The 25,626-nt window shown below is 67.8% G+C and carries 20 protein-coding genes and 7 pseudogenes; 13 read left to right on the top strand and 14 right to left on the bottom strand.

Going from position 1 to position 25,626, the window contains the following annotated elements; genetic code table 11:
• Nucleotides 1-33: 33 nt before the first annotated feature.
• Nucleotides 34-579, bottom strand: a complete 546-nt coding sequence (locus tag B085_RS51985) for a hypothetical protein (RefSeq protein ID WP_018560502.1) — start codon at nucleotides 577-579, stop codon at nucleotides 34-36.
• A gap of 503 nt (nucleotides 580-1,082) precedes the next feature.
• Between B085_RS51985 and B085_RS0120750 the strand changes: the two genes are divergently transcribed.
• On the top strand, nucleotides 1,083-2,219 hold the full coding sequence (locus B085_RS0120750) for an ISAs1 family transposase (protein WP_234018625.1): 1,137 nt from the start codon (nucleotides 1,083-1,085) through the stop codon (nucleotides 2,217-2,219).
• A 95-nt stretch (nucleotides 2,220-2,314) separates the two neighbouring features.
• Here the strand turns inward: B085_RS0120750 and B085_RS0120745 are convergent, their stop codons facing one another.
• Nucleotides 2,315-2,854: a DUF6233 domain-containing protein gene (locus B085_RS0120745; RefSeq protein WP_018560500.1), complete on the bottom strand. Its 540-nt coding sequence runs from the start codon at nucleotides 2,852-2,854 to the stop codon at nucleotides 2,315-2,317.
• A 15-nt stretch (nucleotides 2,855-2,869) separates the two neighbouring features.
• Nucleotides 2,870-3,544: a DNA polymerase Y family protein gene (locus tag B085_RS43170; RefSeq protein WP_158689787.1), complete on the bottom strand. Its 675-nt coding sequence runs from the start codon at nucleotides 3,542-3,544 to the stop codon at nucleotides 2,870-2,872.
• A gap of 266 nt (nucleotides 3,545-3,810) precedes the next feature.
• Between B085_RS43170 and B085_RS43165 the strand changes: the two genes are divergently transcribed.
• Entirely contained in the window at nucleotides 3,811-4,986 is a 1,176-nt protein-coding gene (locus B085_RS43165) for an ISL3 family transposase (RefSeq protein WP_234018624.1), read from the top strand.
• Between the two features lie 692 nt (nucleotides 4,987-5,678).
• Here B085_RS43165 and B085_RS0120725 read toward each other — a convergent pair.
• Entirely contained in the window at nucleotides 5,679-6,056 is a 378-nt protein-coding gene (locus tag B085_RS0120725; protein WP_026251271.1) for a DUF6223 family protein, read from the bottom strand.
• Between the two features lie 239 nt (nucleotides 6,057-6,295).
• On the opposite strand from B085_RS0120725, the gene B085_RS0120720 reads away from it, so the two are divergent.
• The 3 genes from B085_RS0120720 to B085_RS49415 all read left to right on the top strand — a co-directional run bounded on the left by B085_RS0120720 (nucleotide 6,296) and on the right by B085_RS49415 (nucleotide 8,613).
• Nucleotides 6,296-7,423, top strand: coding sequence for a sensor histidine kinase (locus tag B085_RS0120720; protein ID WP_018560496.1), 1,128 nt, complete (start codon nucleotides 6,296-6,298; stop codon nucleotides 7,421-7,423).
• Complete coding sequence (locus tag B085_RS0120715) at nucleotides 7,420-8,082, top strand: response regulator transcription factor (protein WP_018560495.1); 663 nt, start codon at nucleotides 7,420-7,422, stop codon at nucleotides 8,080-8,082. Before B085_RS0120720 ends, B085_RS0120715 begins: the two co-directional genes overlap by 4 nt.
• A 351-nt stretch (nucleotides 8,083-8,433) precedes the next feature.
• Entirely contained in the window at nucleotides 8,434-8,613 is a 180-nt protein-coding gene (locus B085_RS49415) for a transposase family protein (RefSeq protein WP_158689786.1), read from the top strand.
• A gap of 114 nt (nucleotides 8,614-8,727) precedes the next feature.
• Here the strand turns inward: B085_RS49415 and ltrA are convergent, their stop codons facing one another.
• From ltrA to B085_RS43150, 5 genes and pseudogenes are all read right to left on the bottom strand, one after another.
• Entirely contained in the window at nucleotides 8,728-10,284 is a 1,557-nt protein-coding gene (ltrA, locus tag B085_RS0120710) for a group II intron reverse transcriptase/maturase (RefSeq protein ID WP_018560494.1), read from the bottom strand.
• 741 nt (nucleotides 10,285-11,025) lie between these two features.
• On the bottom strand, nucleotides 11,026-11,907 hold the full coding sequence (locus B085_RS43160) for an IS701 family transposase (protein WP_420706616.1): 882 nt from the start codon (nucleotides 11,905-11,907) through the stop codon (nucleotides 11,026-11,028).
• Between the two features lie 224 nt (nucleotides 11,908-12,131).
• Nucleotides 12,132-12,701: a hypothetical protein gene (locus B085_RS0120700; RefSeq protein ID WP_018560493.1), complete on the bottom strand. Its 570-nt coding sequence runs from the start codon at nucleotides 12,699-12,701 to the stop codon at nucleotides 12,132-12,134.
• Nucleotides 12,702-12,957: 256 nt separating this feature from the next.
• Nucleotides 12,958-13,212, bottom strand: a complete 255-nt coding sequence (locus B085_RS43155) for a hypothetical protein (RefSeq protein WP_018560492.1) — start codon at nucleotides 13,210-13,212, stop codon at nucleotides 12,958-12,960.
• Nucleotides 13,213-13,321: 109 nt separating this feature from the next.
• Nucleotides 13,322-13,780: pseudogene (locus B085_RS43150) on the bottom strand (transposase); the annotation flags it as partial.
• Between the two features lie 53 nt (nucleotides 13,781-13,833).
• Between B085_RS43150 and B085_RS43145 the strand changes: the two are divergent.
• From B085_RS43145 to B085_RS50910, 4 genes and pseudogenes are all read left to right on the top strand, one after another.
• A pseudogene (locus B085_RS43145) lies at nucleotides 13,834-15,937 on the top strand (ISAzo13 family transposase).
• A 13-nt stretch (nucleotides 15,938-15,950) separates the two neighbouring features.
• Nucleotides 15,951-16,409, top strand: a pseudogene (locus B085_RS0120680) (transposase); the annotation flags it as partial.
• Nucleotides 16,409-16,780 (top strand): hypothetical protein, encoded by a 372-nt coding sequence (locus tag B085_RS0120675; protein WP_018560488.1) that lies wholly within the window; start codon nucleotides 16,409-16,411, stop codon nucleotides 16,778-16,780. The pseudogene B085_RS0120680 and the gene B085_RS0120675, both read left to right, overlap by 1 nt.
• Nucleotides 16,781-16,802: 22 nt before the next feature.
• Nucleotides 16,803-16,901 (top strand): annotated as a pseudogene (locus tag B085_RS50910) (GNAT family N-acetyltransferase); the annotation flags it as partial.
• A 199-nt stretch (nucleotides 16,902-17,100) separates the two neighbouring features.
• Here B085_RS50910 and B085_RS0120665 read toward each other — a convergent pair.
• On the bottom strand, nucleotides 17,101-17,433 hold the full coding sequence (locus B085_RS0120665; protein WP_018560486.1) for a cupin domain-containing protein: 333 nt from the start codon (nucleotides 17,431-17,433) through the stop codon (nucleotides 17,101-17,103).
• Nucleotides 17,434-17,630: 197 nt separating this feature from the next.
• The gene (locus B085_RS0120660; RefSeq protein ID WP_420706612.1) at nucleotides 17,631-19,256 is read right to left on the bottom strand and encodes a molybdopterin-dependent oxidoreductase; all 1,626 of its coding nucleotides are present in this window, start codon (nucleotides 19,254-19,256) and stop codon (nucleotides 17,631-17,633) included.
• A gap of 1,243 nt (nucleotides 19,257-20,499) precedes the next feature.
• Between B085_RS0120660 and B085_RS0120655 the strand changes: the two genes are divergently transcribed.
• A complete protein-coding gene (locus B085_RS0120655; RefSeq protein WP_018560484.1) occupies nucleotides 20,500-21,282 on the top strand; it encodes an IS5 family transposase in 783 nt (260 codons plus the stop codon).
• Here B085_RS0120655 and B085_RS0120650 read toward each other — a convergent pair.
• A complete protein-coding gene (locus tag B085_RS0120650; protein WP_026251270.1) occupies nucleotides 21,248-21,730 on the bottom strand; it encodes a hypothetical protein in 483 nt (160 codons plus the stop codon). The genes B085_RS0120655 and B085_RS0120650 overlap by 35 nt on opposite strands.
• A gap of 160 nt (nucleotides 21,731-21,890) precedes the next feature.
• On the opposite strand from B085_RS0120650, the gene B085_RS0120645 reads away from it, so the two are divergent.
• Entirely contained in the window at nucleotides 21,891-22,781 is an 891-nt protein-coding gene (locus tag B085_RS0120645; protein WP_026251269.1) for a DUF1963 domain-containing protein, read from the top strand.
• Nucleotides 22,782-22,872: 91 nt separating this feature from the next.
• On the opposite strand, the pseudogene B085_RS50905 reads toward B085_RS0120645, so the two are convergent.
• Together B085_RS50905 and B085_RS43140 are read right to left on the bottom strand one after the other, a co-directional pair.
• A pseudogene (locus tag B085_RS50905) lies at nucleotides 22,873-22,950 on the bottom strand (DUF397 domain-containing protein); the annotation flags it as partial.
• A 27-nt stretch (nucleotides 22,951-22,977) separates the two neighbouring features.
• A pseudogene (locus B085_RS43140) lies at nucleotides 22,978-23,693 on the bottom strand (HARBI1 family protein); the annotation flags it as partial.
• Nucleotides 23,694-23,839: 146 nt separating this feature from the next.
• Between B085_RS43140 and B085_RS50100 the strand changes: the two are divergent.
• On the top strand, nucleotides 23,840-24,049 hold the full coding sequence (locus B085_RS50100) for an IPT/TIG domain-containing protein (RefSeq protein ID WP_018560481.1): 210 nt from the start codon (nucleotides 23,840-23,842) through the stop codon (nucleotides 24,047-24,049).
• A 617-nt stretch (nucleotides 24,050-24,666) separates the two neighbouring features.
• A pseudogene (mobF, locus tag B085_RS51980) lies at nucleotides 24,667-25,602 on the top strand (MobF family relaxase); the annotation flags it as partial.
• Nucleotides 25,603-25,626: the final 24 nt, after the last annotated feature.

Raw genomic sequence — 25,626 nt, 5'->3', positions numbered from 1 at the left:
CCTGGTCGCCGTCGCCACACCGCTCGACCCCGGTCAGGCGGAGGATCTGCAGGTGCTGTCCTGGCCTGGGCGCAGGCTGCTGGGGCAGCGGGGTGACACCGAGGTGGTGGTCCGCGGTCTGGACGAGGGTCGGCTGGAGGTACGCATTCCGGCGCGCCGTGGCCGCTCGGGTTCGGCTTGGTGACGGTGTCCCCGGCGGGGGACGTGGCCGTGTTCGCCGGCGTGCACTGCGGGGGCGGTGGACCGGTCGGGCGCGGTGCGGCGGGAGGTCCGACATGGCCGCTGGTCGGACAGGGTGTGTGGAGTGGCCCACGCTTCCTTCGCCGAGTACGCCGAGCCTTCGTGGGGGTAGCGGTAGGCGGTGCGCGTCGACAGGCCGTTGTCGTGGGCGAGTTGGCGGACCCGGGCGCCGTCGAAGAACCCGCGGATGACCATCACGGCCTGCTTGAAGCAGCCCAGCGAGCGGGTGGAGCGTCGAGTGCGCAGGCGGCGGCGTTCGGTGCGGAGGAATGCAGCGAGGTGCAGGACTGTCTCGCGGGGTATGTCGAGCGTGGCGGTGTAGGTGATGCTGGTGGTCACGTGGAGCCCTTCGGCGCGGACTTGATCTTGGCAGACCAGTCCTACCCGGGGCTTCACGCATATCCGACGCCGAGCCGGTGCTTGAGGGAATTCTCAGCGCAGATATGTCACCCAGAGCGACGGACCCGTTGCCGTCAACAGCTCAATGTGCTGTAGGTGGAGTCGCGGCCACTGTGTTCCTCATGGGCACGGAGCAAGCGTGCTCCTCTCCGCGGCATGCGGTCCGAGCGCCGCTGTCCCTCGATCATCCGCCCAACTACGGCCGCTGTCTCTCACTTGTCGGTCCGAACCGGACCTCGCCGCGCGCCCCTGTAACGAGGTCGCAGCAATCTGACGCCACGTTCCCGCCCCCATCGACGCCCAGGGCCGTTTCAAAGTCGGGTTGATCATGTAGGTGTGCTGGTCACAGCGGTGTGACGATGTGCTGTTGGCCGCTACGAACGCATCGAAGCTCCCGTTGAGGGGGTGACCTTCCCAAGTCGCCCTGTTCAACCGGAGCTTCGATGTGCCGTCAGTCTGCCACTGTTTGTCTGGTCAAGTCGCCGCTGCGCGAGTACGTATCCGCCGGGACGCTGGCGGGGCGCCTGGCGGGCCTGGCTGATCCGCGTCGTCGCCGTGGCCGGCGTCACTCGTTGGTGAGTGTGCTGCTGGTTGCCGCATCTGCCGTCCTGGCCGGTGCCCGCTCCTACGCGGCGATCGGGCAGTGGGCACGCAGTGCGCCGCAGGACGCGCTGGCCCGCCTCGGTGCCCGCTTTGCCGGCGTACTCCAGGTCCGTGTCCCACCGAGTACGGCCACAATCCGCCGGATCATCGCCCTGACCTGCCCGGGCGGACTCGCGGACCTGACCGGTGCCGATCCGGCCGGCACCACCACGCTCGCCGTGGACGGCAAGAGCGCCCGGGGATCACGCAGCGGCGAGGTTCCGGCAGCCCATCTGCTGGCGGCGATGACCGCAGACGGCCGGACCGTCACCCAGCTGCGGGTGCCGCACAAGAAGAACGAGATCACCTGCTTCGCCGTGTTGCTGGATCCGTTCGACCTGACCGGTGTCACTGTCACAGCCGACGCGCTGCACACCCAGCGTGAGCACGCGCGGTTCCTTGTCGAGGACATGCAGGCCCACTACCTGTTGATCGTCAAGGCGAACCAGCCCGGACTGCACCAGCAGTTACGTCGCCTGCCCTGGAAGGACGTCACCGCCCGGCGCTACGACCGCGAGCGCGGCCACGGCCGCAAGGAGACCCGCGTGACCCGGGTCCTGACCGTCATCGGCCTGGCGCTGGACTTCCCGCACGCGGTCCAGGCCGCTCGCATCACCCGTCAGACCGGCAAACGCACCCGCCAGACCGTCTACGCCCTCACCGACCTGACCGCACGACAGGCGTCACCCCAGGTCATCGGGCAACTCGCACGATCACAGTGGACCATCGAGAACCGGCTGCACTTCGTGCGTGACACCGCCTTCCGCGAGGACGCCTCCAAAATCCGCACCGGCCGAGGGCCAGAAAACATGGCCACTCTGCGCAACCTCGCGATCGAGGTGCTCCGACAGGGCGGCCACACCAACATCGCCGCCGGCCTCCGCCACACCTCCTACAACCCCTTCACCAGGCCACTGGACCTGCTCGGCATCGCCTGACCTGCACGATCACACCGCAACCCGACTTTGAAACAGCCCTGCATCGACGCCCGGGAACATGCGCCGATTCGCGAATCCAGCGGAACTCCCAGAATTCAGATACATCGAAACCGAATACCTGCTTCTGAGCGGCACCTGCGTGGGTGCGGCCGCCAGCGCCCGGGGGTGGCCGCACGCGGCCGTGCCAGCCGATGCGCAGGTCGGTACAGTAACGGCCCCGTCGGTGGGTTGGGGCGGCACAGCGGGCACAGCTCCACGTTCGGCCGGGCCGCCTGATGAGAGGCCTCTGTCGGGGTGAGGTCCTCGCCGCTGTCGATCCAGCAATCCGTCCTGTGCAGGATCTCGCGCGGTGCCTGACCGGCCGCGGTAGGCAGGTGCTGCAGCCTCCAGCCGGGGGCGGGGCTTTGGATCCAGGGTCGGTCGCCGGTCTCGACCTCGTAGGCCTGCTCGTCGACACGGCGTAGTTGCTCAGCCGTGTGGGCTTCGATGATCCGCAGCCAGGCGCGGTCGGCGGGCACGTCTGGGTGCAGCGGGGTGGGGGCGTCGCGCTGCTCGGGGATCCGGGCGAGCAGGCGGATCAGGTGGCCCTGGATGACCTGGAGCTCGTTTGGATCGGTGGGCAGGTCCTCGTGCACGTCGCTCCGGTCTGGTCAGGCGCTGTGACGGCGGTGGGCGAGCGGTGCCCAGGTGAGAGCGCCAGGGCCGAAGCGGGCGATCACCTGGTCGACGACGGGGTCCAGGCGGTGGCCGGCCTCGCGCTCCGGGTCGAGGCTCAGCTGCACCGCGGCCCGCTCGGCGTCACTCAGTTGCTCGGCGCAGACCGGGATGCCGCGCAACCCGGGCCCGCTGCAGCCCATGCGCTCAAACAGATCCGCCGCGGCCAGGCGCAGATCGTCGGTGTAAGCGCTGGGCTCATGCAGCGTCCGGGAGCGGCTCACGCTGCTGCCGCCGGCGAACGCGATCCCGAGGGTGAGCACGCGGGCGACCTGGCCGCGCTCGCGCAGCTGGTGCGCGACATCCACCGCGGCGTGCAGGATCTCCCTTCCGATGACGGTCGGGTCGAGCGTGTCGGCGTCCAGGCCCCGCTGAAGGCTGATGCTCTGCGGCAGGGCGGTGGCGACCACCGGTCGCGGGTCGATGCCGCACGCCCGCTCGTGGACCAAGCGCGCCTGCGCCCGGCCCTCGAGGACTTGCTGAAGGGTTTCCAGCGGCAGACGCGCCACCTGGCCGACGGTGCGCAGGCCGTAGCGCTCCAGGGTGGCGGCCTGCGCCGGGCCGGCCCCGTACAGATCCTGAACCGGCAGCGGATCCAGGAAAGCCCTCACGGCCCGATGGTCGTCCTGGACGACGCGGATGCCCCCGCGGCCCGGGTGGGCGGAAGCCATCGCCGCCAGCCCAGGAGTTGGCCACACCCACCTGCACGGGAAGTCCAAGAACGCCGAGAGCGCGGGTCCTAATCCGCACCGAGAGCTCGTAGGGGGTGCGGTCCCAGTACCGCGTGGCGCCGGCGACGTCGGCGAGTGCCGCAGCTGGCGGCAGCGGCTGCACCACCGGCGTGACATCCCCCAGCAGCGCGAGCAGCTCCCGGTAGGTGGGCTCGGGAAGCCGGCGATCCACCACCCGCACATGCAGAACATGCGCGCCCTGCTCGGCGCGACGGGCGTACTCGTCCATGGTCACCGCCTCTCGGCTCAACCGCGCCTTGGAACAAGTGGGGCTCGCATTGGCCGGGCGGGCCGGCGCTCGGCTTGCTTCCCAGCTGCGCTTCGGCGCGGGACGGATGACTCTGTTACGCAGGGTCATGGCATTGCCCGACCCACGGTTCGACACGCCGCGGGTGTTGGGTGTTGACGACTTCGCGATTCGTCGCGGCCAGACCTACGCCACCGTCTTGACCAGCGTCAAAGACCACCGGGTAGTCGATGTGCTGCCGACGCGTGAAGCCGGGCCACTGGCCGCCTGGCTGGTCCGTCACCCCGGTGTGGAGATCATCTGCCGGGACCGGGCGGGCGCCTACGCCGAGGGCGCCCGCCGCGGTGCCCCCGATGCTCTGCAGGTCGCTGACCGGTTCCACCTGTGGCAGGGCCTCGGCCGGGCCGTGGAGACCTGCGTCGCCGCCCACCGCGACTGCCTGCGCAATCCTTCGCCCGACGGCATGCTGCCGGAGGCCACGCCTCAACACCGTGCTCCGGTACGCGAACGCCGCACGCTGGCAGGACACCCTACAAGCCCTACCTGGAGCGACGCTTCGCCGAGGGATGCACCAGCGTCACCCACCTACACCGTCGCTGCCGACCACGCGCCCGTCACCTACCAGATGGTCCGCGCCTACATCGCCACCATCCGCGGGACTCCCGCTGGCACGCCACCACGGCCTCCGACGGTGCGCCAGGTGACTGGCTGGCTCACCAGACACCCCACCGCGCTGAGCGAGGAAGACCGGGCCGGCCTGAAGGATGTCCTTGCACGCTGCCCCGAACTGGACACAGCCGCCGGACACGTCCGCGACTTCGGCGAGATACTCACCGACCGCCTCGGCTCCACACTCCCCACCTGGATCGACGCGGTCGGTGACAGCCAGCTCCCCGGCCTTACCGGCTTCGCGCTCCACCTTCTGCGGGACCTCGACGCCGTGACAGCTGGGCTCACTCTCTACTGGAGCTCCGGCAGCATCGAGGGCGCCGTCAACCGCATCAAGAAAATCAAGCGCCAGCTCTACGGCAGAGCCGGATTTGAACTCCTCCGCAAGATGATCCTGCTCCAGTAACATTGCGAGAGCAGGCGTCCAGCTGTGACAGGATGGCCTCATGTTGATCCGAAAGGGCGATGCCGCGTAGGCGTCCCAAGGCCGTCCGCGCGGAGCGGTCGCGGCCACGACGGCAGTGTTCGGCCCTGAGAGTCCACGGTGTCTCCGCGCGGACTCGTGCAGCGATCCGCCGGGTCGAAGACCAGGAGATGTGGCCCAACGCGGTCGCCCATGCGCTCTCGTGTTTCGAGCGAGCCTCTAATCAGCCGGGACGCTACCTGGATGCCTCCGAGTTCGAATCGCCCGGGGTGGGAGATGCCCGTGATGATCTCGAGTGGGCGATGCGGCACCTTCCTCCCGGAGCGCGACGGGACTTGGGCCGACTGATCACACGCATCGATGAGGAATTCGAGCACCGCACCCTGCCCGACCCCAACAACATCGAGTCGGCGGTGTTCGGCTGGTGGTGGACCAGAATGAGGGAACGCTGACGGGCTCCGGACCGCGCTTTCAACCGAACGTTACCGTCACCCTCCGCGACGACTCCCCAAGATCTGTGCCAGAACCGAGAACGGACAGCGCTTCTTCGTCAGTTTGGGAGGCAGCAAGCGTCCGTGGCGAGTCGAAAAGTTCATGAGTTTCAACAGCGCTGCACTCGGTGGCGTCTGATGGGTCTTCAGTCGGGCGCGAACGCCTGCACGTATCCGTCGCCGTCAGCCCGTGCGCCGAGCGCGGGTCAGTGCCAGGCCGCCGAGAGCCGTGCCGATCAGCCCCAGTGCCAGGGCCATGGCGCCGGCGATTACTCCGTTGCCGGTGCCGGGGCCACCGTCGGCGACGGCCAGGTTCACTGCGCCCATGGCCAGGCCGACCAGTCCCGCCGCCAGGGCCGTGATGGCCCTGTTTCGCCTGTTGCCGATGCCGGGGCGATCGGTGGATCGGGCCCGAGCCAGTACACCGATGACCACGCCGGCCAGTGCCACGACGGCGGCCGTAGTGCCCACCAGTCGCCCGGAGGTCAGGCCGGTGGTGGCAGCTGACTGGACCGCGACGTGCGCGGCTGCCGGTGCGGCAAGCACGGATAGGACTGCCATGAGAGGCCTCCTTGTCTCCTGCGATTCGATGTCGCCTCAGTGCGAATCGATGTCGGCCCAGCATGGCCGTCGGCACCGCCGTCAGTCGTCCAGCGGACGCAGACAATTCGCGCTGCTGCCGGTGGTTCATGCACCTGCTGCGGGTGCGGCAGACGGCGCGCGGGTACCGCGGGCGCGGTAGTCGGCCGCTCGTTCGTGAGCGGGATTCGCCCGTAGTGGCGTCCGGCTAGGGTGCGCGTATGGACAGAGGACGGTTCGGTGTCCCGGCCGGTGTTTGGGACTGGGCGGTCGCCGTCGGCGTGGCGGCGCTGCTGGTGGGCACCGGGCTGTCCGGCGAGAGCTCCACGGCGAACAGCGACCTGCTCGGCTATGCGCTGCTGGCGGGCGGCGGGCTGGCGCTGGCCGCCGGCCGCCGGGCTCCGCTTGCGGTCCTGGCCGTTACGGGGCTGTGTGCGGTGGGGTATCAGGCGGCCGGGTTCGACGTGCTCGCCGTCTCCTACCTGGTCGCGGTGTACGGCGCGGTGCGGGCCGGGCGCCGCGCCATCACCGCGGCGGCGTCGGTCGCCATGCTGGTCGCTCTCCACCTCACGGCGCTGGTCTTCCAGGACGAGCCGGTGCGCGAGGCGTTCGGGCGGGGCGGCGGCGTGCTCGAGATCGCCTGGCTGATCGCTGCCTTCGCCGCGGGAGAGGCGGTGCGGCAGGCCGAGCGGCGGGCGGAGGAGGCAGAGCAGACCCGTGAGGAGACCGCGCGGCGGCGCGCAGATGAGGAGCGGCTGCGCATCGCGCGGGAGCTGCACGATTCGCTCACTCATCAGATCTCGGTCATCAAGGTGCAGGCCGAAGTCGCGGTCCATGTGGCCCGCAGACTCGGCGAGCAGGTGCCGGAAGCGATGCTGGCGATCCAGGAGGCCGGACGCGAGGCAAGCCGGGAACTGCGCGCCACGCTGGAGGCGTTGCGCGACGACGACACGACCCCGCCGCGCGGGCTCGATGACGTTCCGGAGCTGGTGGAAAAGTCCCGGACGCTGGGCCTGGACGCCACGCTGACGATCGACGGGCGGCAGCACGACGTCCCGGCCGCGGTGGACCGGACCGTCTACCGGATCGTGCAGGAGGCGCTCACCAACGTCGCCCGGCACGCCGACGCCACCACCGCGGCGGTCCGCATCGACTGCCTTCCGGATTCCCTCGCCATACGCATCGACGACGATGGCAAGGCGACACCGGCCACCGCCCCGCTGCCCGGCCTCGGGCTGCTCGGCATGCGCGAACGCGTCACCGCCCTCGGCGGCCGGCTATGCGCCGAACCACGTGACGGGGGCGGCTTCACCGTCCAAGCCGAGCTTCCCGTGGACCGGACGTCATGATCCGTGTCCTGCTGGTCGACGACCAGCCCCTCATTCGCAGCGGATTCCGCGCCCTCCTCGACCTCGAGGTCGACATCGAGGTGGTGGCCGAGGCCGCCGACGGCAGCGAGGGCCTGGAACTCGTCAAGGAGCACCTGCCCGACGTCGCCCTCATCGACATCCGGATGCCGGTCATCGACGGCATCGAGGCGACCCGGCGCATCGCCGCGGACCCGGCCCTGGCCGGGGTGCACGTGGTCATCCTGACCAACTACGGCCTGGACGAGTACGTCTTCGACGCCCTGCGCGCCGGCGCTGCCGGATTCCTGGTCAAGGACGTCGTGCCGGAGGACTTCCTGCACGCCGTACGCGTCGCCGCTCGCGGTGATGCCCTGCTCGCTCCCTCGATCACCCGCAAGCTGATCCATCGGTACGTCACCCAGCCGTTCCCCACTGACACCGGCACGGGTCTGGAGGAGCTGACCAGCCGCGAACGCGAGGCTGTTGTCCTGGCCGCGCGGGGTCTGTCCAACGACGAGATCGCCGACCGCATGGTGATCAGCCCGCTGACCGCGAAAACCCATATCAACCGGGCCATGACCAAGCTCCAGGCCCGTGACCGGGCCCAACTCGTTATCTTCGCCTATGAGTCCGGCCTGGTGGCCCCACGCAATCCTTGACCGTGCGTCACACCACCAGCGTTGTGGTCGGCAGGGGAGTGCTCAACCTCTTCGTCCTGGCCGCGTGCTGTCGTTTCTCGTGAACATCGAACACGGTGGAGTTCGAGTTCCTCCCGAAGAACTGAACATCCGCTGCCGCTACTCGTGAACAGAGCCAATCCAGCCCTACGCTGGCATACCCGCAGGAGGGAGCGTCCCATCAGGTCAGCAGGGCTGATTCAAAGTCGTTGTGGTCACGAGGGTGTGCAGGTCGCAGGGGTGTGACGATCCGGTGGGAGGCCGTCACGAACGCAACGAAGCTCCGGTTGACGGGGTGACCTTGCCAAGTCGCCCTGTTCTTCCGGAGCTTCGATGTGCCGCCAGTCTGCCACTGTCTGTCTGACCAAGTCGCCCACCGCCGCCCAGCGCGCCGCGCACGGCATCGCCGAGCGGCTGGGGGTTCTTCGCGATCCGCGGGATCGGCGCGGACGGCGCCACGCGCTGGTGGCAGTCCTGCTCACCGCCTGCTGCGCGGTGCTGGCCGGAGCCTGACCTCGTACTGGTCCAGGCCGCACTCGTTATTCGCGGCCTGGTCGGGTAGGACCGCCGCATTGCTGCGGCGGTCCCCCCTCAGAACCGTGCGGGCCCGTCGTCCGAGCACACGGCTCAAGCAAGCCCCGAGGGCTCGCAGGCATGCGAAGATGCTGGCTTGTGTCTACGACGCCGCCCGGCCCAGTAGTGGGTGAGGACGGGGTCGTCCACTGAGGCGCCGCCCTTGACCATCTGGTGCCGAACGATCTTCGTCCAGGAAAACTTGGCGAGGTAGCGGCCGCTATCGCGGTCGCCGAAAACCCACCTGTCTCGCCTGGCCTTGTTGAACATGCCGAAGTAGCGGGCCACGGCCCAGTGCTTCGACTTGTTCGGGTGTGTGTGGGGCGCCCACTTGTAGAGAAGCGTCCACACATAGGCGTCCAGCGCATGGAAGATGCGGCTGGACACCACACTCCGGTAGTAGGCCGCCCAGCCCCGGATGATCGGGTTGAGCTTGTGGATCACCGCCTCGGCATTGGCCCCGCGCAGGGCGTCGACCTCGACGGCCAGCCTTTTCCGGATTCGTCGTACGGCTGACTTGCTCGGCTTGATCAGCAACACCGTCCCGCCGCGGTAGCGGCGGATGTTGAAGCCCAGGAAGTCACAGCCCTCGTCGAGGTGGACGATGCTCGTCTTGTCCTCGTTGAAGACCAGCCCTCTGGGTCTCAACCAGGTGCTCAGTCGCGCCTGGACCTGCTCGGCCTCGGCCCTGGATTGGGCGAAGGCGAGCAGGTCGTCGGCGTATCTGATCAGCACGGGCGAGCCCGGCACGGTTTCACCGGCATGGCTCCCGCCCATGTAATAGCGGACTCCGGCAGCCTTCTCCATTCCGTGGAGAGCAATGTTGAGCAGGAGGGGACTGATCACGCCGCCCTGAGGCGTTCCTTCCTCGGTGGCAGTGAAGCACTCCTTCTCGATGACCCCGGCTTTCAGCCATCGTGCAACCATTCCCTTCGCGGGAAAGGTTCCCAGCATCGAGATGAGATGCTCGTGATCAATGCGGTCGAATGCCGCTGCCAGATCTGCATCCAGTACCCACTTCCGCTTCGGGTTCTTCCCGTGCGCGACAGTAAATATCGCCTGGATCGCATCCTGGCAACCCCTGCCTGGCCTGAATCCATAAGACTTGGGCTCGAACCGGGCTTCCCATTCGGGCTCCAGGGCGTTGACCGTCTTGGCTTGCAGGACTCGGTCAACGATGACGGGAATCCCGAGGGGACGCCGCTTTCCGTTGCTCTTCGGAATGTAGACACGCCGTGCGGGCTTGGGCTTCCACGGTTCTGAGCTGTGCTGGACCCAGGTGGCCAGTTCGGCCTTGCCCGGGGCCGTCAGCACGACCCGGCCGTCGATGCCCGCCGTCCGGAGGCCAGCGTTGATCTCCGTCACCCGCCGCACGCTGACCAGCGTGTTGCTGCGGCTGCGGAGCATCAGCTTCTGCAAGTTGCGGGCCTTCTTCAGGTCCCCTGCCTGCGACGCCGCAAAGATGCGCTGGCGCAGACGCCGTACGTTCTCCTCGGCGGCATCCCAATCGATCGCATGCCAGTCGAGGAGTTCGTCTTCCGGTCCGTTCGTCCCTCCTCCGTCCGGAGGAGGGACGTCTAACGTGTCCTTCAGTTCCGCCGTCCTTGTCATCGTCTTCTTCGCAGGCTCACCTGACCCACGTCAGCACCCTTTCGGGTCGGGGCCTTGGGCCCCTATCCGTCCAGTTATGCGGGACCACTGGCGGAGTGGCCAGCCGCGTTGTCCCGGTTTCCTGCTGCCTTTCGGCCACCGGCATTCGCTTCTTGGGTCATCCTGTGCCCGCCAGGGAGTTGAACCTTCCTCACGGTCGGCCTACCCGGTGAGAAATGCCACCGGGACCCTTGCGGGGTTTCCACGTTCTGCATGAGCGAGATGCGAGCGGGATGGGTGCCCTCTCTACCCCGGGACGGCGGTGTCCTCCCGGCTGACTGCTTCTCTCCAGCCGGCGCCTGCCGCTTCTCAGCGGCCAGTCCTGTACCCCGCTGGAACATCCCATCGGCGGGGCTCGAAGTTACGAGGCATAGCCAAGGGTTCATTTGTATTCACCCGTCCGCTCATTCCCCTTGCCTGTAACCCCCGGATGGAACGGGAGCCCTTGGGCTTTTCCCCCGGGCTTCGCACCCTCCCGTTACCAGGAACGCACGCCGGGGCGGGGACAGGCCCTGAACACTGGCCCGGAACTACACCTTCCTCAACGGAACCTCCTCATCAGTGAGTTCACTCAGCTCAAGCAGCCTCGTGTCGCACGAAGCACTCCTCGATCACCCAGCGCGTCCCGGCGATCCGTACCAACTGCTTGACGGCCGTGACGAGTTGAGTAGGCGAGGTAGTAGGCGATCTCGTCGGGCTTGGTCAGGCTGCGGCGGGCCAGTGCCCATCGCCGGCGGACCGGGGTCCCGTCCTGGTAGTCGTACTCGGCCACGGCGGGCAGCTGGATTGCCGCCCAGTCGTAGACGCGCGGCCCCTTGGCGCCGTCCCCGCATGAGATCCGTTCCCAGGCCTTGGTCGGGGCCTGGGAACGGATCTCATGCGGGGACAGCCCACGCTGAACTGGGACTTGGGCACCGCCAGTACGTAGCCGACGCCGGACTGTTCGAGCAGGCGCCGGAAGCGGCCTTCCTGTCCGTAGGCCGAGTCCGCGGTGACCCAGGCGATGGGCAGCTCGGAGGCGAGTGCCCGCAGCACCATGGCCTTGGCAAGGTCGCCCTTGGTGTGGAAGTCCCGGTCGTCGGGGATCTTCGCCGCGCGGCAGCGGTCCCGGTCCTCGGTCCAGGACTTGGGCAGGTAGAACTCCCGGTCGACCAGGGCACGGCCCCGGGCGGAGGCGTAGGCGGCGAAGACCCCGATCTGGCAGTTCTCGGTGCGGCCGGCGGTGCCGGAGTACTGGCGTTGCACGCCGGCGGAGGTGGCGCCCTTCTTGACGAAGCCGGTGTCGTCGATGATCAGGACTCCGTCGTCCTCGCCGAGGCGTTCGGCGACGTAGTGCTGGAGCTCGTCGCGGATCTCGTCCGCTTCCCAGCGGGATCCGGCGAGCAGGTGCTGCAGCCCGTCAGGGGTGGTGTGACCTGCGTATTCGGACAATTGCCAGCCGTTCTTGCGGCCGACTGGGCCGAGTAGGCCGCGGACGTAGTCGCGCATTCGTCGGCATGGCTCCACGCCGCTGAAGCGGCGGCCGACGCGGAGGAAGAGGCCTTCGAGTTCGCGGTCCCAGCTCTCGGCTGCAGGCTCGTTGATCACGGCGGGAGGCTGCCCTCGCCGCTGCCATTACCAACGCCGGCTGCACACGATCGAGGGGCGGTCCCAGGAACACCGCCCCTGACGGGCACCAGCCCACTACACTCACCGCGCAGCCTTCTGATCAGGCAAAACGTCGAAGTCCTGCTGGAGTACTAGACACTCAGTAGGGGTGGGTCTTGCCGCTGTACAGATGGCCAGTGGCGCGGTGGGTAACCATGGCCCTATCTCGCAGTGATGGCAGCAGCTTGCGTTCGGCAACGTTCCAGCCCCGCCTTCACCTCTGCCTGGTCCGGGCTGTCCTTACTCGCCAGTAGTTCGCCAGCTGTGGTCACAGCGACCCAGAAATCGGGCGGTGAGCCCCGCCCGTCCCGGAACCGGGTTTTAGCAAAGTACAGGAAGATCTTCGTAAGCTCCCCGGTGCGAAACCACCCGAGCAAGCCGCCGGGGAAGCCTCCGCGGGCACTGGCGGCGGTTTCCAGCAGGTTACGAATGTGCTCGTCGTGCTTGTCGACTACCCGGTCCACGATGAACACTTGTCCGATGGTGAGAACGCTGGCGACGAGTTCTTCCTCACCCACCGCGAATTCGTCAAAGAGGGTCTCGATTTCGCGGAGTCGGGACTCGGCGTCCGTCCGGGACACGCCCAGGGCCAGGCACACAGCCAACACGCAGACACCCCACTGGCCTGTCCTCGCGGCCAGCTTGGCGAAGACCTCCTCCTCGCTCTGCCCTGTGGCAAGCATCTCCTGTGCCTCGAGAACCAGCGCCTCCTCGCTCTCCCCGTGATCCATGGCGAGAGGCTACCGTGGCGTGCGACGGCTGGGGCGGCCGCGATTTCCTACTCTTGGATATCTGAGCCTCCCCGTACGCCACCGGCGCGGCTGGGACGGAAAGGCTTTGGGCTGGAGTTTCAATGACTCAGTCAAGCGCCGCCGCACTCGAATCGTGGAGCGCCAGTTTGGAAGAATGAGGCTGCGCCCCTGGCTGAGCGTGCAGAACGCCGACCTGGCAAGAGGGGAGTAATTGTCAATACCTGTGGATCGGGTTTCACTCCCGCTCCGGTTCGCTCCGACGAGTGACGTCCAGTTGGCGGCGTAGGCGCCTGATTTCATCAACGAGCCGAGGGACGCTCTCGCGCGCCGCAACGATGAACCGAGCATTCTCGTCCCAGCGTTCGTCGGCGATGTCGACGTAGCGGGGTTGCTGGACTAGCGTTGCCGCCACGATCACCTGGTGGTCAAAGCGCGGCCACCTTTCGGCGAGCCCGTTGTCGGGCACGGTACTCACGGCGACAAGGTTCATGGCGTGGTCATCGTCGAGGAAGCGGCCAACCAGGGGCCCGGAGTCGCGGCATGCGCGAGCTCCTCAAGGTCGTCGAGCTCTTGGTCGCTCAGCGGTTCGGGTGTGCTCATCAGGCTGCCAGCTCCTGGCGTTCGACCAGGAGTCCGCGTTCGAAGCGTGCTCCGGCGCGGACCAAGGGGACGAGGTGGGCGCCGTTGACGGTGCGCCAGCGGGCTTGGGCGGACTCGACCAGTTTGAACACCATGGCCAGGCCGGCCGCGCGGGAGCCGGCACCGCGGGTGACCTTGGTCCGGAGGCGGACGGTGGAGAATGTCGACTCGATCGGGTTCGTGGTCCGCAGGTGGATCCAGTGCTCCGCGGGGAAGTCGTAGAACGCCAGCAGCTCGTCCTGGTCGTCGAGCACCTTCGCGACGGCTTTGTGGAACTTCGTCTCGTAGAGCTTGGCGAACGCCTTGACGGCCTTCTCGGCGCTCGCGCGGTCCTCGGCGTTGTAGACATCCTGCAGGGCCTTCTTGGCGGCGGGCCGCGCGGACTTCGGCAGCGCGTCCATGACGTTGGCCGTTTTGTGAAGCCGTCAAGAATCAACCTGTTGCTTCGCGATCAGCAACTCGTTGGCATGGTATGGCGATCACGGAGGAGATGCTGTTCCAACTCGACTGCCGATTCGCGGTGCTGCTGCCTTATCTGAACGAGCGGCAGCGGCGCTTGGCCGTGGCGGCCGAGGCGAGGCTGCTCGGGCACGGCGGGGTACGCGCTGCCGCCCGGGCAGCGGCCGTGAGCGAGACCACCGTGCGCCGGGGGATCGTAGAACTGCAAGCCGGCACCGGGCCGCTGCCCGGCGGGCGCATCCGTGCCGACGGCGGAGGCCGCAAACCGGCCGAGGAGATGGACCCCGGCCTGGTGAACGCGCTGATGACCCTGGTCGAGCCTGATGAGCGCGGCGATCCGGAATCCCCTCTGCGCTGGACGACCAAGTCGCTCCGCCACCTGGCCGAGGAACTGACCAGGCAGGGCCACCCGGTCTCCGCGCCGACGGTGGGCCGGCTGCTGAAGCAGGCCGGCTTCAGTCTTCAGGGCAACGCCAAGACCCTCGAAGGGACTCAACATCCCGACCGTGACGCCCAGTTCCACTACCTCAACGAACAGGTCAAGCAGCACCAGGCGGCAGGCGAGCCGGTGATCAGCGTGGACACCAAGAAGCGCGAACAGATCGGACGCCTGCCCATGGCCGGACGCGAGTGGCGTCCGAAGGGCGACCCGGTGCGGGTCGAGGATCATCACTTCTTCTTCAGCGGTCCGGACGTCGAGCAGGCGATTCCGTACGGCATCTACGACATCGCTCACAACACCGGCTGGGTCAACGTCGGGGTCGACCACGACACCTCTACCTTCGCCGTCGAGTCGATCCGTCGCTGGTGGAAGGCTCGCGGGCACGACGACTATCCGCAGGCCACCCGGCTGCTGATCACCGCGGACGCCGGCGGCTCCAACGGCTACCGCTACCGTGTCTGGAAGAGCGAGCTGGCAGCGCTGGCGGTCGAGACCGGACTTGCGATCACGGTCTGCCACTTCCCGCCGGGCACTTCAAAATGGAACAAGATCGAGCACCGGCTGTTCTCCCACATCACTCACAACTGGCGTGGTCGGCCCCTGACCAGCCACGATATCGTCATCGAGACGATCGCCGCCACCCGGACCCGGGCCGGACTGCGTGTCGAGGCCCACCTGGACCGCGGCGACTACCCCACGGGCATCGCGATCAGCAAGGACCGCTTCGCCGCCCTGCCCCTGGTCAAGCACGAAGTGCACGGCCAGTGGAACTACACCTTGCCGCCTGAACCTGCCTCGGCGCAGGCCCAGCCCGCTGTCGGTGAGGCGCACGGCGTCGCCGACCGGCGCCACACACTCCTGGCCCGCCTGGCCGACCCGCGGCTGACAGGACTTACCAACACACAACTCACCGATCTGTGCACAGATTTGGCCCCGATTCAAGCCGCGCGGGCCCAGGAACGCTACAGCGAACAGCGAGGCGGACGCGCCCGGCGGGCTACCGGCAACCAGCGGTCCAAACCGCTGTTCGACGACGCGGCCCGAGTGATGCTCACGCTCCTCTATCAGCGGCAGGTCTGCTCGATGAAGCTGCTGGGCGACATGCTGGAGGTCACCCCCAACTGCATCGGCCACCTCGTCGCCGAGACCCGGCGCGTCCTGGAGGACCACGGCCACCAGCCCGGATATTCCCCCACCCGCTTCACCACCGGCGCCGAGCTGCTGGCCTTCCTCGACACAGCAACGACTCCGCCGCGAACCCAGATCATGGAGAGCCTGTCCCATCCGCGCCTGACCGGCATGTCCCGCCAGGACCTGGACGCACTTACCCGCCGTCTCGCCCCGCGCCAGCTCGCTCAGATCGAACGCGCCTCCTACCAGCGCCGGGGCGCCGATCGCCAGCCTGGCAGCCGTGGCGGCGTCTTTCCCCAGAAGAGTCGGCGACAAGGAGCGCGTCGTCCTGGCCGTCATCTACCTGCGGAAACTGTGCACCCTGGACGTCCTCGCCAACGCGCTGGGCGACGTGAGCCGGTCCTTGATCGGCAACGTCGTCCGTGAGATCCGACCCCTGCTCATGGAAGGAGGGCACCTCCCGCCACCAGCCACCACCCGCTACCGGACCGCCGCTGATCTCCTTGCCGCCGCACACAGCGAAGACGACACACCGACAGGTTGATTCTTGACGGCTTCACAAAAAGGCCAACGTCATGGACGCGCTACCGAAGTCCGCGCAGCCCGCCGCCAAGAAGGCCCTGCAGGACATCTACAACGCCGAGGACCGCGCGCACGCCGAGAAGGCCGTCAAGGCGTTCGCGAGGACTTACGGGGCGAAGTGGCCCAAAGCCGTGGCCAAGATCACTAACGACCGGGATGAGCTGCTGGCGTTCTACGACTTCCCGGCCGAGCACTGGATCCACCTGCGGACCACGAACCCCATCGACTCCACGTTCTCCACGGTCAAACTGCGGACCAAGGTCACCCGCGGCGCGGGCAGCCCGGCCGCAGCCCTGGCGATGGTGTTCAAGTTGGTCGAGTCCGCCCAGGACCGCTGGCGCGCGATCACAGGAGCCCACCTGGTCGCGCTGGTCCGTGCGGGCGCGACGTTCGAGAACGGCCACCTCGTGGAGAAAGAGGAGATCGCAGCCTGATGACCAGCCCAGAACCGCTCAGCGACGGGGAACTCGACGAGCTCGAGGAACTCGCACGGGCAGCCACGCCAGGCCCCTGGTTCGTTCGCGGCCTTGACGACGAGCACGCGATGAACCTCGTCGCCGTGAGCACCACGCCGGACACCGGCCTGGGCGAGCGCTGGCCGAACTTCGACTACCGCGAGATCGTGGCCGCGACCCTGGTCCAGCACCCCCGCTACGTGGATGCCGCTGACGAGCGCTGGGACGAGAACGCGCAGTTCATCGCCACCGCCCGCGAAGTTGTCCCCCGCCTTGTCGCAGAGATCAGACGTCTGCGCAGGCAACTGGAGGCAGGCAGCACCCAAAGCGAATCAAGAGAAACGAGCTGATCCACAACTATTGACTATTGCTCGACTCGGCTGGAAGGAGATCGGCAGGTGGCCCGGCGCTCTGCGGCTGGCCTCCGACGACGATCGCGATGAGGTCCTCATGATGTTCTCGCCTTTGTGACACCCAGCAACCTGATCTTGGCCCAGGTAGGGCACGACGACAGGGACAGCAAGGTTGTCATGCCGAGGGAGGCTGCGTGCGCTCGATGAGCTGTCCGCGTTCGAAGCGGGCTCCGGCGCGGACGACGGCGACCGATCTGGACGATCCACGCCGCGCGGTGGATGCGCGCCGCCGACGTGCCCGTGGCGCGGGACGCAGGTCAGGGCAGCTTGGCTACCGTCAGCAGGACGGCGGAGTCCTCGAGCGCCTCGAGGCTGTGGCGGCAATCAGGGACGGTGAGCAGATCCCCAGTCCGGCCCTCCCACGACAGCTCACCTGCCAACAGTCGCACGTGCCCGCGCAAGACCTGCACCGTCGCCTCGCCCGGGTTCTCGTGCTCGGCGAGACTGGCGCCTTCGGTCATGCCGATGACCGTCTGACGCAGAACCGTCTCGCGGCCGCCATAGACGGTGTCCGCGGCGTGACCACCACCCGCGGCGGCTGCCGACTCCAGCTGTTGACGGGCCAGCGCTTCCAGGGAGGTTGTCTGCACCCCACCAGTGTCCCGCTTCGATGGGCGAGGGCAACTCGGGGTGGCCCGGGCGGGCACGCGGCAACGGGCCTCACGGTGTGGTCCCGCGTCTTCCCGGGGGCGGGAGGCTTCCTCGTAGGCCGGTCCGCCCCTGCTCGGCGCCTGCCGGCCGCAGCCCGCAGCGGACTACCGCGGCTCGCCGACCGAGTGGCCGGACGTTACAGGGACTGCCGGTAGCCGAAGAATTCGTGGTCCTGGTTGTATCCGCCAAAGCCGCTGCCGATGTCGGAGAAGTCGGCGACGAACTCGATATCCTTGATCCATTTGACCTGTTTGAAGCCGAGTTCGAGCTCGTTGCGCAGCCGTAGTGGTGCGCCGTGGCCGAATGGAAGCGGTTGGTCGTTCATGTCGTAGGCGAGCATGGCGAGCTTGCTGCGCATGTGTTCGATGGGGTGGGCGTCGTAGTAGGTGCCGCCGTCAGAACCTTCTCCCAGCGAGTAGAACACCACCCATTTGGCGTGCGGGTCGGGGTCGACCAGGTCGAGGATCGTGGCCATGGACACACCGCCCCATTTGGCGACACCGGACCAGCCCTGGATGCAGAAGTGCTGGGTGATCTGCTCGTGCGCGGGCAGTCTCCTCAGGTCGTCGAGGGACAGCTCGGCCGGGTGGGCGACCAGGCCGCCGATGCTCAGCCGGTACGCGGCGAAACCGCCGGACTGCAGGGCCTTGTATTCGGCAGAGTCGGGGTAGCGGCCGTTGTGCCAGAAGTAGGGGGAGATGTCTTTCTCGGTGTACTCGCCGCGGGAGACATCGACGTGTTCGAACAGGCGCTGAGCGGGGCCTATGAGGGCGTATCCGACGCGCTGCACGACCCGGGGGTGACGCAGGGTCACCGGTGTGGCTGCGACCCAGGCGGTGACGACCACCGCCATCCAGCCGAGGAAGATCCACAAGCCGAGCCAGCTGCTGTCGTTGCGCCCGCTGTCGATGTGGTTGAGGTTGGTGAGCAGACCGGTGGTGAAGACCAGGCTTACGTGGATCACGATGAACAGCAAGAACCAGGTGAAGACCAGGAAGTGCACAGACCGGGCGGTCTGGATGCTCAGCACCCGGCTGAGCCGCTGGAAGCGGGTCGACAGCGCCGGTGACATACCCAGCCCGGTGATCAACGCCAGGGGTGCCGCGACGAAGACCGTGACGAAGTAGGCGAGCAGTTGGAGCCCGTTGTACGCCACCCAGCCGTTCTCCCGCGGCCAGTTGAGCGACAAGTACTGGATGGCCACAGAAGCGGCGTTGGGGAAGAGGCTCCAGCTGGTGGGGACCAGGCGCTTCCACTGCGGGGTGACGAACAGCAGCACGTAGAAGACGAGACCGTTGAGCAGCCACAGCGTGTTCACCCCCAGGTGCCACCACCGGGCCAGACCGATCGAGTGCCGCATCCCGGGGAGGCCGACCCCGCGGGGCAGGCCGATCGAGTCCTGCTTCGCGGTCCACAGCGGGTTAGCGGAGACGGGCTTTTGTATCCGGAACCATTCCCGCCCCGGGGTGCTGTGCCGGGTCCAGTACAGGCGTGGATGATCAGCCAGGATCTGCAGGCCCGACCGCAGGGTGAACAGCATGAAGAACAGGTTGAAAAAGTGCGACCACCGTGCCCATGACGGAACGCCCAGGTAGGCGCCGTCGCGATCCGCGCGCGGATCGGTGCCGGGATACTCGGCGATGAACCGCTGCACCGACGGCATGCCCCGCAGTCCCTTCGCCGCCGCGACGCACCCCAGCAACCCCGCGAAGCCGATCGGGAGCAGCCACAGCAGGTTGAACCACCTGCTGCCCAAGCGCACCCGAGGAGCGACCCCGCTGGCCGCCGGAATAGCGCCCGCCCAGGTCGCCACCTCGACGACGTCGTCACCTCGTGTCAGGTTCGAGCGGAAACCTCCGGGGGGCTGAGAGGAGGCACCCGACGCGTTCGACAGCGCACCATCACCCGTCACGTGCTCGTCGTCGGGCATGCCATCGACCTCCCGTCACGCTGCAAAGACTGCCCAACCCCACGCCTTTGCACCGGACGCAGGGCTGCAGTGACCGAGCCCACCGCAGGGTGGGCGGACCGATCCATCTGACCACCCGAGGCAGACGCCCGCACGCGCAACGATCAGGGCAACGCAGCACACCAGGTCGCGACGATGTGGCTGCTTGCGCGGTCACACGTCCAGCCGCTCCTCATCGAGCTCTGCCCCCGTACCCTCGTCGCGGTGAGGAGTGAACGACCGGACCTGCTGCGCCTGTTGCTGGGGTGTCCTGTGCGAGTCAGGTGGAAGTGCAGCGTCGGCGAAGCCAGCAAGCGGTCAGCGTGAATCCGTCGATGAGTGGTGGGCGTCAGCTGGAGAGCGAGCCACTGCAGGCTGGAAGAAAGCCCTTGACCTGCGAAAAGCAGGCAGGGAGCTCAATTCGGGAAGTTCTGAATGTTTCGTACCGTATTCCAAGTCCAAGATCTAAACGTTTAGGTGTTTGCGCAGGTCAGGCCCTGATCACCGCCTCCGGGTCTGCAAAAGGTCAGCATCAGGCTGCACGGTGTCCGGCTTGCTGACCTGCACCCGGGGCAGGGATCTGCTGCCCTCCCCGACGCCCTGCTCTGAAGGCTTGATACGTGGCTCGACAGCTCGCCCATCGGGGATGGGGTCCTTCTTCAAGGAGTGCGGTTGTTCCAGGCCGACCCGTTGCCCGCACCCGTACACGATTCGGTTCCGGGACGCTCTCGGTAAGCAGCGTGAAGAGGCCGGCTACGACACGCAGGACGACGCGATCGAGCGCCTTAGAAGCCGTTTCTCTATCGATCATGGTGAGCATCGGTTCGAGTGTGGCGACTCGGTCGGGTGATCTTCCGGATGTCCGGGCATGAGGGTAGGGCCTCCTGCACAGCTCATGGGTGTCGAATCCAAGTGAGCAACAGGAGGCCCTGTGCCGCAGTCTTGCGTTCCGGTAGCGGCAGAGTCCAACTCGCTTCCTCTGTCGTGTGACTGTCTCGCGCACCGGTTCGGGAACGCCGCGGATCGCCCGTACAGGAGGCCGAAGTATCCCTCCGACATGACGGACGCGGAGTGGGCGGCGGTGCGCGAGCTGCTGCCGGTGCCGGGGCGGATGGAGGGCCGGGGCGGCCGGCCGGAGGGCTACTGCCATCGGCAGATGCTTGACGCGGTCCGCTACCTGGTCGCGGGCGGTGTCACGTGGCGGTCGATGCCCGCGGACTTCCCCGCGTGGGACCGCGTCTACGCGTTCTGGCGACGGTGGCGGGACCAGGGCCTGATCGCCGAGTGGCACGACCGGCTGCGCGACCGCGTCCGCCAGGTCGACGGCCGCGATCCAGAACCGACCGCGGGCGTCATCGACGCGCAGTCGGTCAAAGGGGCGGCGTCGGTTCCAGCCGCCAGTAGGGGCTTTGACGGCGGGAAGAAGGTCAACGGACGCAAGCGCCACATCGTGGTGGACACCCTCGGGCTGCTACTGGTCGTGATGTTCACGGCCGCTTCGGTGACCGACCGTGAGGCCGCTGGCGGTCTGCTGGCCCGGCTGCGCGAGCGGCATTGGCGCATCTCGCGTGGCTGGGCGGACGGCGGTTACACCGGTCAGCTGATCGACGTCGCCCGCGCTGCGTGGCGGATCGCGCTGACCGTGGTCAAGCGCACCGACGACACCCGCGGGTTCACCGTGCTGCCCAAAAGGTGGCTGGTGGAGCGGACGTTCGCGTGGCTGATGCGCTCCCGCCGCCTGGCCCGCGACTACGAGACCCGCACCGACAGTTCGGAGGCGATGATCCACTGGTCGATGAGCATGGTCATGAGCCGCCGGCTCGCCCGGCGGGGACGCTGAACATCCCGGGATTCTCTTCGACCAGCCAGCCCCGCACGACCAGGCGCTTGGCCTTCGACCGCACGCCCTCGACCTTCGCCGGCACCGGCGCGAGCCCGAGCGCCGTCGCGAGCTGCCGGCAGTCCATCGCCTCCCCGTCCCGGCGGGCCAGGATGTCCATGAGCCGCCGGTAGTCCGGCGCCAGCACCGCCGGGTCGAGGCCCGCCCGCCATGCCGGCACCACCGAACCGGGCACCGCACCCGCCACCGGCAAGGGCCGTTCGTCGGACGTGGCAACAGGTGCATTCTCGCGTCCGCGCGGTTCCGCCAGGACCTGGCCGACCGTCTCGCGAGCGGTCACGAATCGCTGCCACGTGGCTTCAGCGTCCCGCAGCTCGGCCTGCAGGATCTCCACCCTCTGGCGGGCAGCACGCTCCCGCTCCTCCAACAACCCCATCACCGACGGCATCCGGCACCCCACCCGAAGAGACGACACGACACGCCATCCCTCCCGCCGAAGCACCGATCTCATGCCTGACCAGCGGAAACACAGCTACCGCCTTCGGAAAGACAACACCTTCTAATACCCTATGGCAGAGTCGAGTTGGTAAGGGTTTATCTTCTCGGGTGTGGATCACCAGGGAGAGTTTCGTCGTGCAGCGCTTGAGTTGGGCATCCCGGACGCCGAGATCAGCAGGTTCAGCCAGCACCTTCGTTTGGCGATCGGATTGTTCGGGGGTGGCTATGGTTCTCCGGTCGGGCACTTCGGTGGGTTGCCCCGGCTGCCGGTGGGCATGAAGTGGCCGTCCGCCGGGGACAATCCGTTGCCGTTGCTTCTTTCCGTCGAGTGTGGGGCGCTGCCGAGGGTCGACGGCTTCGACCTGCCGGTGGACGGGACGCTGCTCTTCTTCGTGGACCAGGAGATGGACCACGAGGACGAATCCGGGAGGTACGCGCGAGTCGTGTATGTACCGGACGGCACCGAAACCGCGGTTGCGAAAGCCCCTGACTCCGTGCGTGTCGGCGAGCGGATCGACGTCTGCGCCGAGCTCAGAGCCGATCTCCCCCTTTGGCTTGAGGAGAGCGAGGACGAGGACTGGCACGAGTTCTGGGAGGATCTCGAGTGGGACGACATGTCACCCTTCCAGCAGCGGTTGGCCCGGTACATGGAGCGTGAACTGCCGCACTTGGGCGAACTTCGGTCTCTGGCCTACGGCCTCTGGTCGTCCAGCGCCTACCTCGTCATCGGCGGGTATGCCGATGATGAAGTGATCAACAGCATCGCGGAGCAGACCCTCGCGGGACGCGAGAAGGCAGGCGAGATCCCCGCCATCCCGATTGCGAGCTGGTATTCCCACGTGGAGGAGGAGAAGCACCGGCTGACGAGCGAATGGATATCGCTCGCCAGTGAAGCACGGGTCTACGAGGAGTACTGCACGAGTTTCGTGATCCGCCACGACGACCTGGCCGCCGCTCGGGTGGACAAGGCTCTGGCCGTGACCACGTTCCATGCCCCGTGACCAGGTTCGACGCACCTCTACCCCGGGGGCTGGCGAAGGCTGTCCACAAGGCTGTCCAGGCGTCCGCGCCAATGGTCACGACCGGGCCGGGAGGGTTCTTGCTGTCGCGGACGGGAACGGTGGGGCAGGCGTCGCTCCGGACTACCTCGACACACTGAGTCTTTGCCAGTAACGGATCATGACGCTCTGTGATTGATCAGATGGTGCGGTCGTACTCCAGCTGGAGCAGGACGAGGGCTGCGGCGGCGATCCTCGTGATGCGGCTGGGTCGAGGCTGACCCGGCGCAGGGCCTTGAAGGTGGTCTTGAGCAGGGAGTTGGCGCGCTCGCAGACCCCATGGATGCCGCGGATGACCTTGTTGTAGGTCTGCTGGGCCTCGGTCAGCTCGCCACCGGCGGGCTTTTTGTGTGGGTGGCGGAAGCCGTCGCCGGCGTTCTCGTAGCCGAGATCGACGAGGGTTGCCATGTCCAGCTCGGCGGCGATCCGGTTGAGGGCGTCGGTCAGGCCGTGGTGGCGGGCGCAGGTGGTGTCGTGCTCCCTGCCCGGGCGGACCGGTGAGACCCAGATCGGCCAGCCGTCCGGGGTGGCGATGACCTGTACGTTCCCGCCATGGTGCTTGTGTTTTCCGGACCACCAGAGGTCTGCGCCGTTGGGGCCTGGGGCGGCGACGCGGTCGGTGCGGATGACAGTGCCGTCGAGGTTCAGATGCGCCAGCCCGGCTGCCTTCGCGCGCTCCAGTGCGGTCGCGAGGTCCGGTGCCCCGGCTGCCAGAACGGTCAGCCCCTCGTGGAGGTAGCGGTAGGTGGTGGATGCCGACAGGCCGTTGTCGCGGGCGAGTTGGGAAAGGCGGGTGCCGTCGATGAACCAGCGCAGGACGAGCACCGCCTGGCGGAAGCAGCCCAGCGCGCGCCTGCCCCAGGTTCGGCAGTACGGCCGCCACCACCTACACCGTCAACTCGCCCACGCAGATCACCGCCGTCGCCCCGGCAGGAACGGGTGCCGTCGCCGTCACCGTCACCACCCCAGGTGGCACCAGCAACTCCGTCATCTACAGCTACGTGGGGTCGCCGGTCCTCACTGGCCTTTCCCCGGCCCAGGGGCCAACCGATGCGGGATCCGGTGTCACCCTCAGCGGCACGGGGCTGACCACGACGACCGCCGTCCACTTCGGCGTCGCGTCCGCCGCGTTCACCGTGCTGTTCGCGACTGGTGCCGACCCTGGTGAATTTGATGTGAACGCGGCCATCTTGCATGCTGTCCGTCGGTAGATCGGCACCCCCGAGCTACGCGAAGTCATGCGCAGCTCGGTGAGGCCAGGGGTGAGGAGCGTGGCAAGGGTGTGGTGCTCCATCCCCCTCCATTGATCCAGTGAACAGCACGGGTGGTAGCTGTAAGGAGATCCTGCGCCGCGGCGTGTGGCATCAGGGGTGGAATCCATGAGCTCTCGGAAGATCCGCGCTGCTGCTGCGGTGACATGGGTCGGGATACGCGCCCTCGTGGTGGACATGGCCGGGGCCTGCCGCCTACGTGCCCGAGGTGTTGGTGGTGATGGACCGGGGCAGGTCCTGCACTGTCTGCGGGGTGCTGCCCAGCTCCGGGCCTGTGGGCCAAGCGGTCGGCCCGTAGCCTGATGATGCCTGCCTAGTCGGCGGCGGCCCGATGCCGCGTTGACGGCGCCGACCGGGCAGGCACCGGGCACCCGTCCTACCGGAGAGCGGTGACACTGGCCGCCGCGCCTGGCCGGCGGCGGTTGCGTCCCTACCGGCTTCGACCCGCCCGTGTGGCGGGAGGCGCTGGATGCCCCTGCCTGTGCCGTCCCACCGTGCGGAACGCCCCCGCCGCAGACGGCTTGCCCCCGGCTTGGCTGGTGTGGGCTGGCTCGGTGATGGATATCGCCTTGATCAGTGCGGGCCAGATGTACCGGCACTACCTGCGGCATGTCGTGACCGGCGACACCACGCGCCCGGCAGGAATGGGCCTGCGGGCGGCGCAGGTGGGGGCGGGGGTGCCGGCGGGGCGCTGGACCGGCCGGGGCCTTGCCGCCCTGGGTTTGGTGCCAGGCGGGATAGTGACGGAGCCGCAGCTTCGCCGGTTGTTCGGGCAGGCCCGGCACCCCGACGCCGATGCACTCGAAGCCGCCCGGCTCGCGGCCGGTGACCCGCCCGCGGTGGCGCGGCGGGCGGGGGCGCTGGGCCGGGCGGTGAAGCGCACGGGCGTGGATCTGGTGTTCCGGCCGCCCGGGTCGGTGCAGGTGCTGTGGGCGCTGGGGGATGAGGTGACGCGGCGGCTGATCGAGGCTGCTGTCGACTGCGCGATCGAACCGGTCCTGGACGAGGTCGAACGCGACGCGGCGGTGCGGTGGGGAAAGGCCGGGGCTCACCAGGCGCATCCTCCCGGAGGCCTGGTCGCGGCTGCGTTCCGGCACTACACCTCGCGGGCGGGCACCCCGTTGCTGCATGTTCATCTGCTGGTGTCGGTCAAGTGCCGTCGCCCGGACGGCGCGTGGGGATCGGCCCACACCCCGGTGTTCTTTGAGAACACCGTCGCCTGGTCGGCGCTGTTCAACGAACTGGTGATGACCGAGGTCTGTCAGGCGTTGGGGCTGGCGACCGAGCCCCGCACCGTCACGCCAGGGCGCAGGCCGGTGATGGAACTCGCTGGCATTCCCCATGGGCTGATCCACTGGATGACTGTGCGCGGCCGGGACATCGATGAGCGCCGGACCGAGCTGGAACGCGACTACCTCACCACCACCACCGCCACCACCGCCGCCATCGAAGCGGACGATGGAACGCCCGCGTGCCGTCCCGTGGTGACGGAAGCGACCCGTACCGCGCTGAACCGG

Origin of the sequence: Streptomyces sp. BoleA5 (assembly GCF_000373665.1) — a bacterium.
Classification (GTDB): domain Bacteria; phylum Actinomycetota; class Actinomycetes; order Streptomycetales; family Streptomycetaceae; genus Actinacidiphila.
This window is presented reverse-complemented; position numbering and strand designations above follow the sequence as displayed.

Coding starts and splice junctions, on each gene's coding strand:
- B085_RS0120750 (WP_234018625.1), top strand. CDS start 1,083: ATGTGCCGTCAGTCTGCCACTGTTTGTCTGGTCAAGTCGCCGCTGCGC.
- B085_RS0120720 (WP_018560496.1), top strand. CDS start 6,296: ATGGACAGAGGACGGTTCGGTGTCCCGGCCGGTGTTTGGGACTGGGCG.
- B085_RS0120675 (WP_018560488.1), top strand. CDS start 16,409: ATGACCAGCCCAGAACCGCTCAGCGACGGGGAACTCGACGAGCTCGAG.
- B085_RS0120715 (WP_018560495.1), top strand. CDS start 7,420: ATGATCCGTGTCCTGCTGGTCGACGACCAGCCCCTCATTCGCAGCGGA.
- ltrA (WP_018560494.1), bottom strand. CDS start 10,284: ATGACAAGGACGGCGGAACTGAAGGACACGTTAGACGTCCCTCCTCCG.
- B085_RS0120725 (WP_026251271.1), bottom strand. CDS start 6,056: ATGGCAGTCCTATCCGTGCTTGCCGCACCGGCAGCCGCGCACGTCGCG.
- B085_RS49415 (WP_158689786.1), top strand. CDS start 8,434: ATGTGCCGCCAGTCTGCCACTGTCTGTCTGACCAAGTCGCCCACCGCC.
- B085_RS0120655 (WP_018560484.1), top strand. CDS start 20,500: ATGACGGACGCGGAGTGGGCGGCGGTGCGCGAGCTGCTGCCGGTGCCG.
- B085_RS0120650 (WP_026251270.1), bottom strand. CDS start 21,730: ATGCCGTCGGTGATGGGGTTGTTGGAGGAGCGGGAGCGTGCTGCCCGC.
- B085_RS43155 (WP_018560492.1), bottom strand. CDS start 13,212: ATGAACCTTGTCGCCGTGAGTACCGTGCCCGACAACGGGCTCGCCGAA.
- B085_RS0120700 (WP_018560493.1), bottom strand. CDS start 12,701: ATGGATCACGGGGAGAGCGAGGAGGCGCTGGTTCTCGAGGCACAGGAG.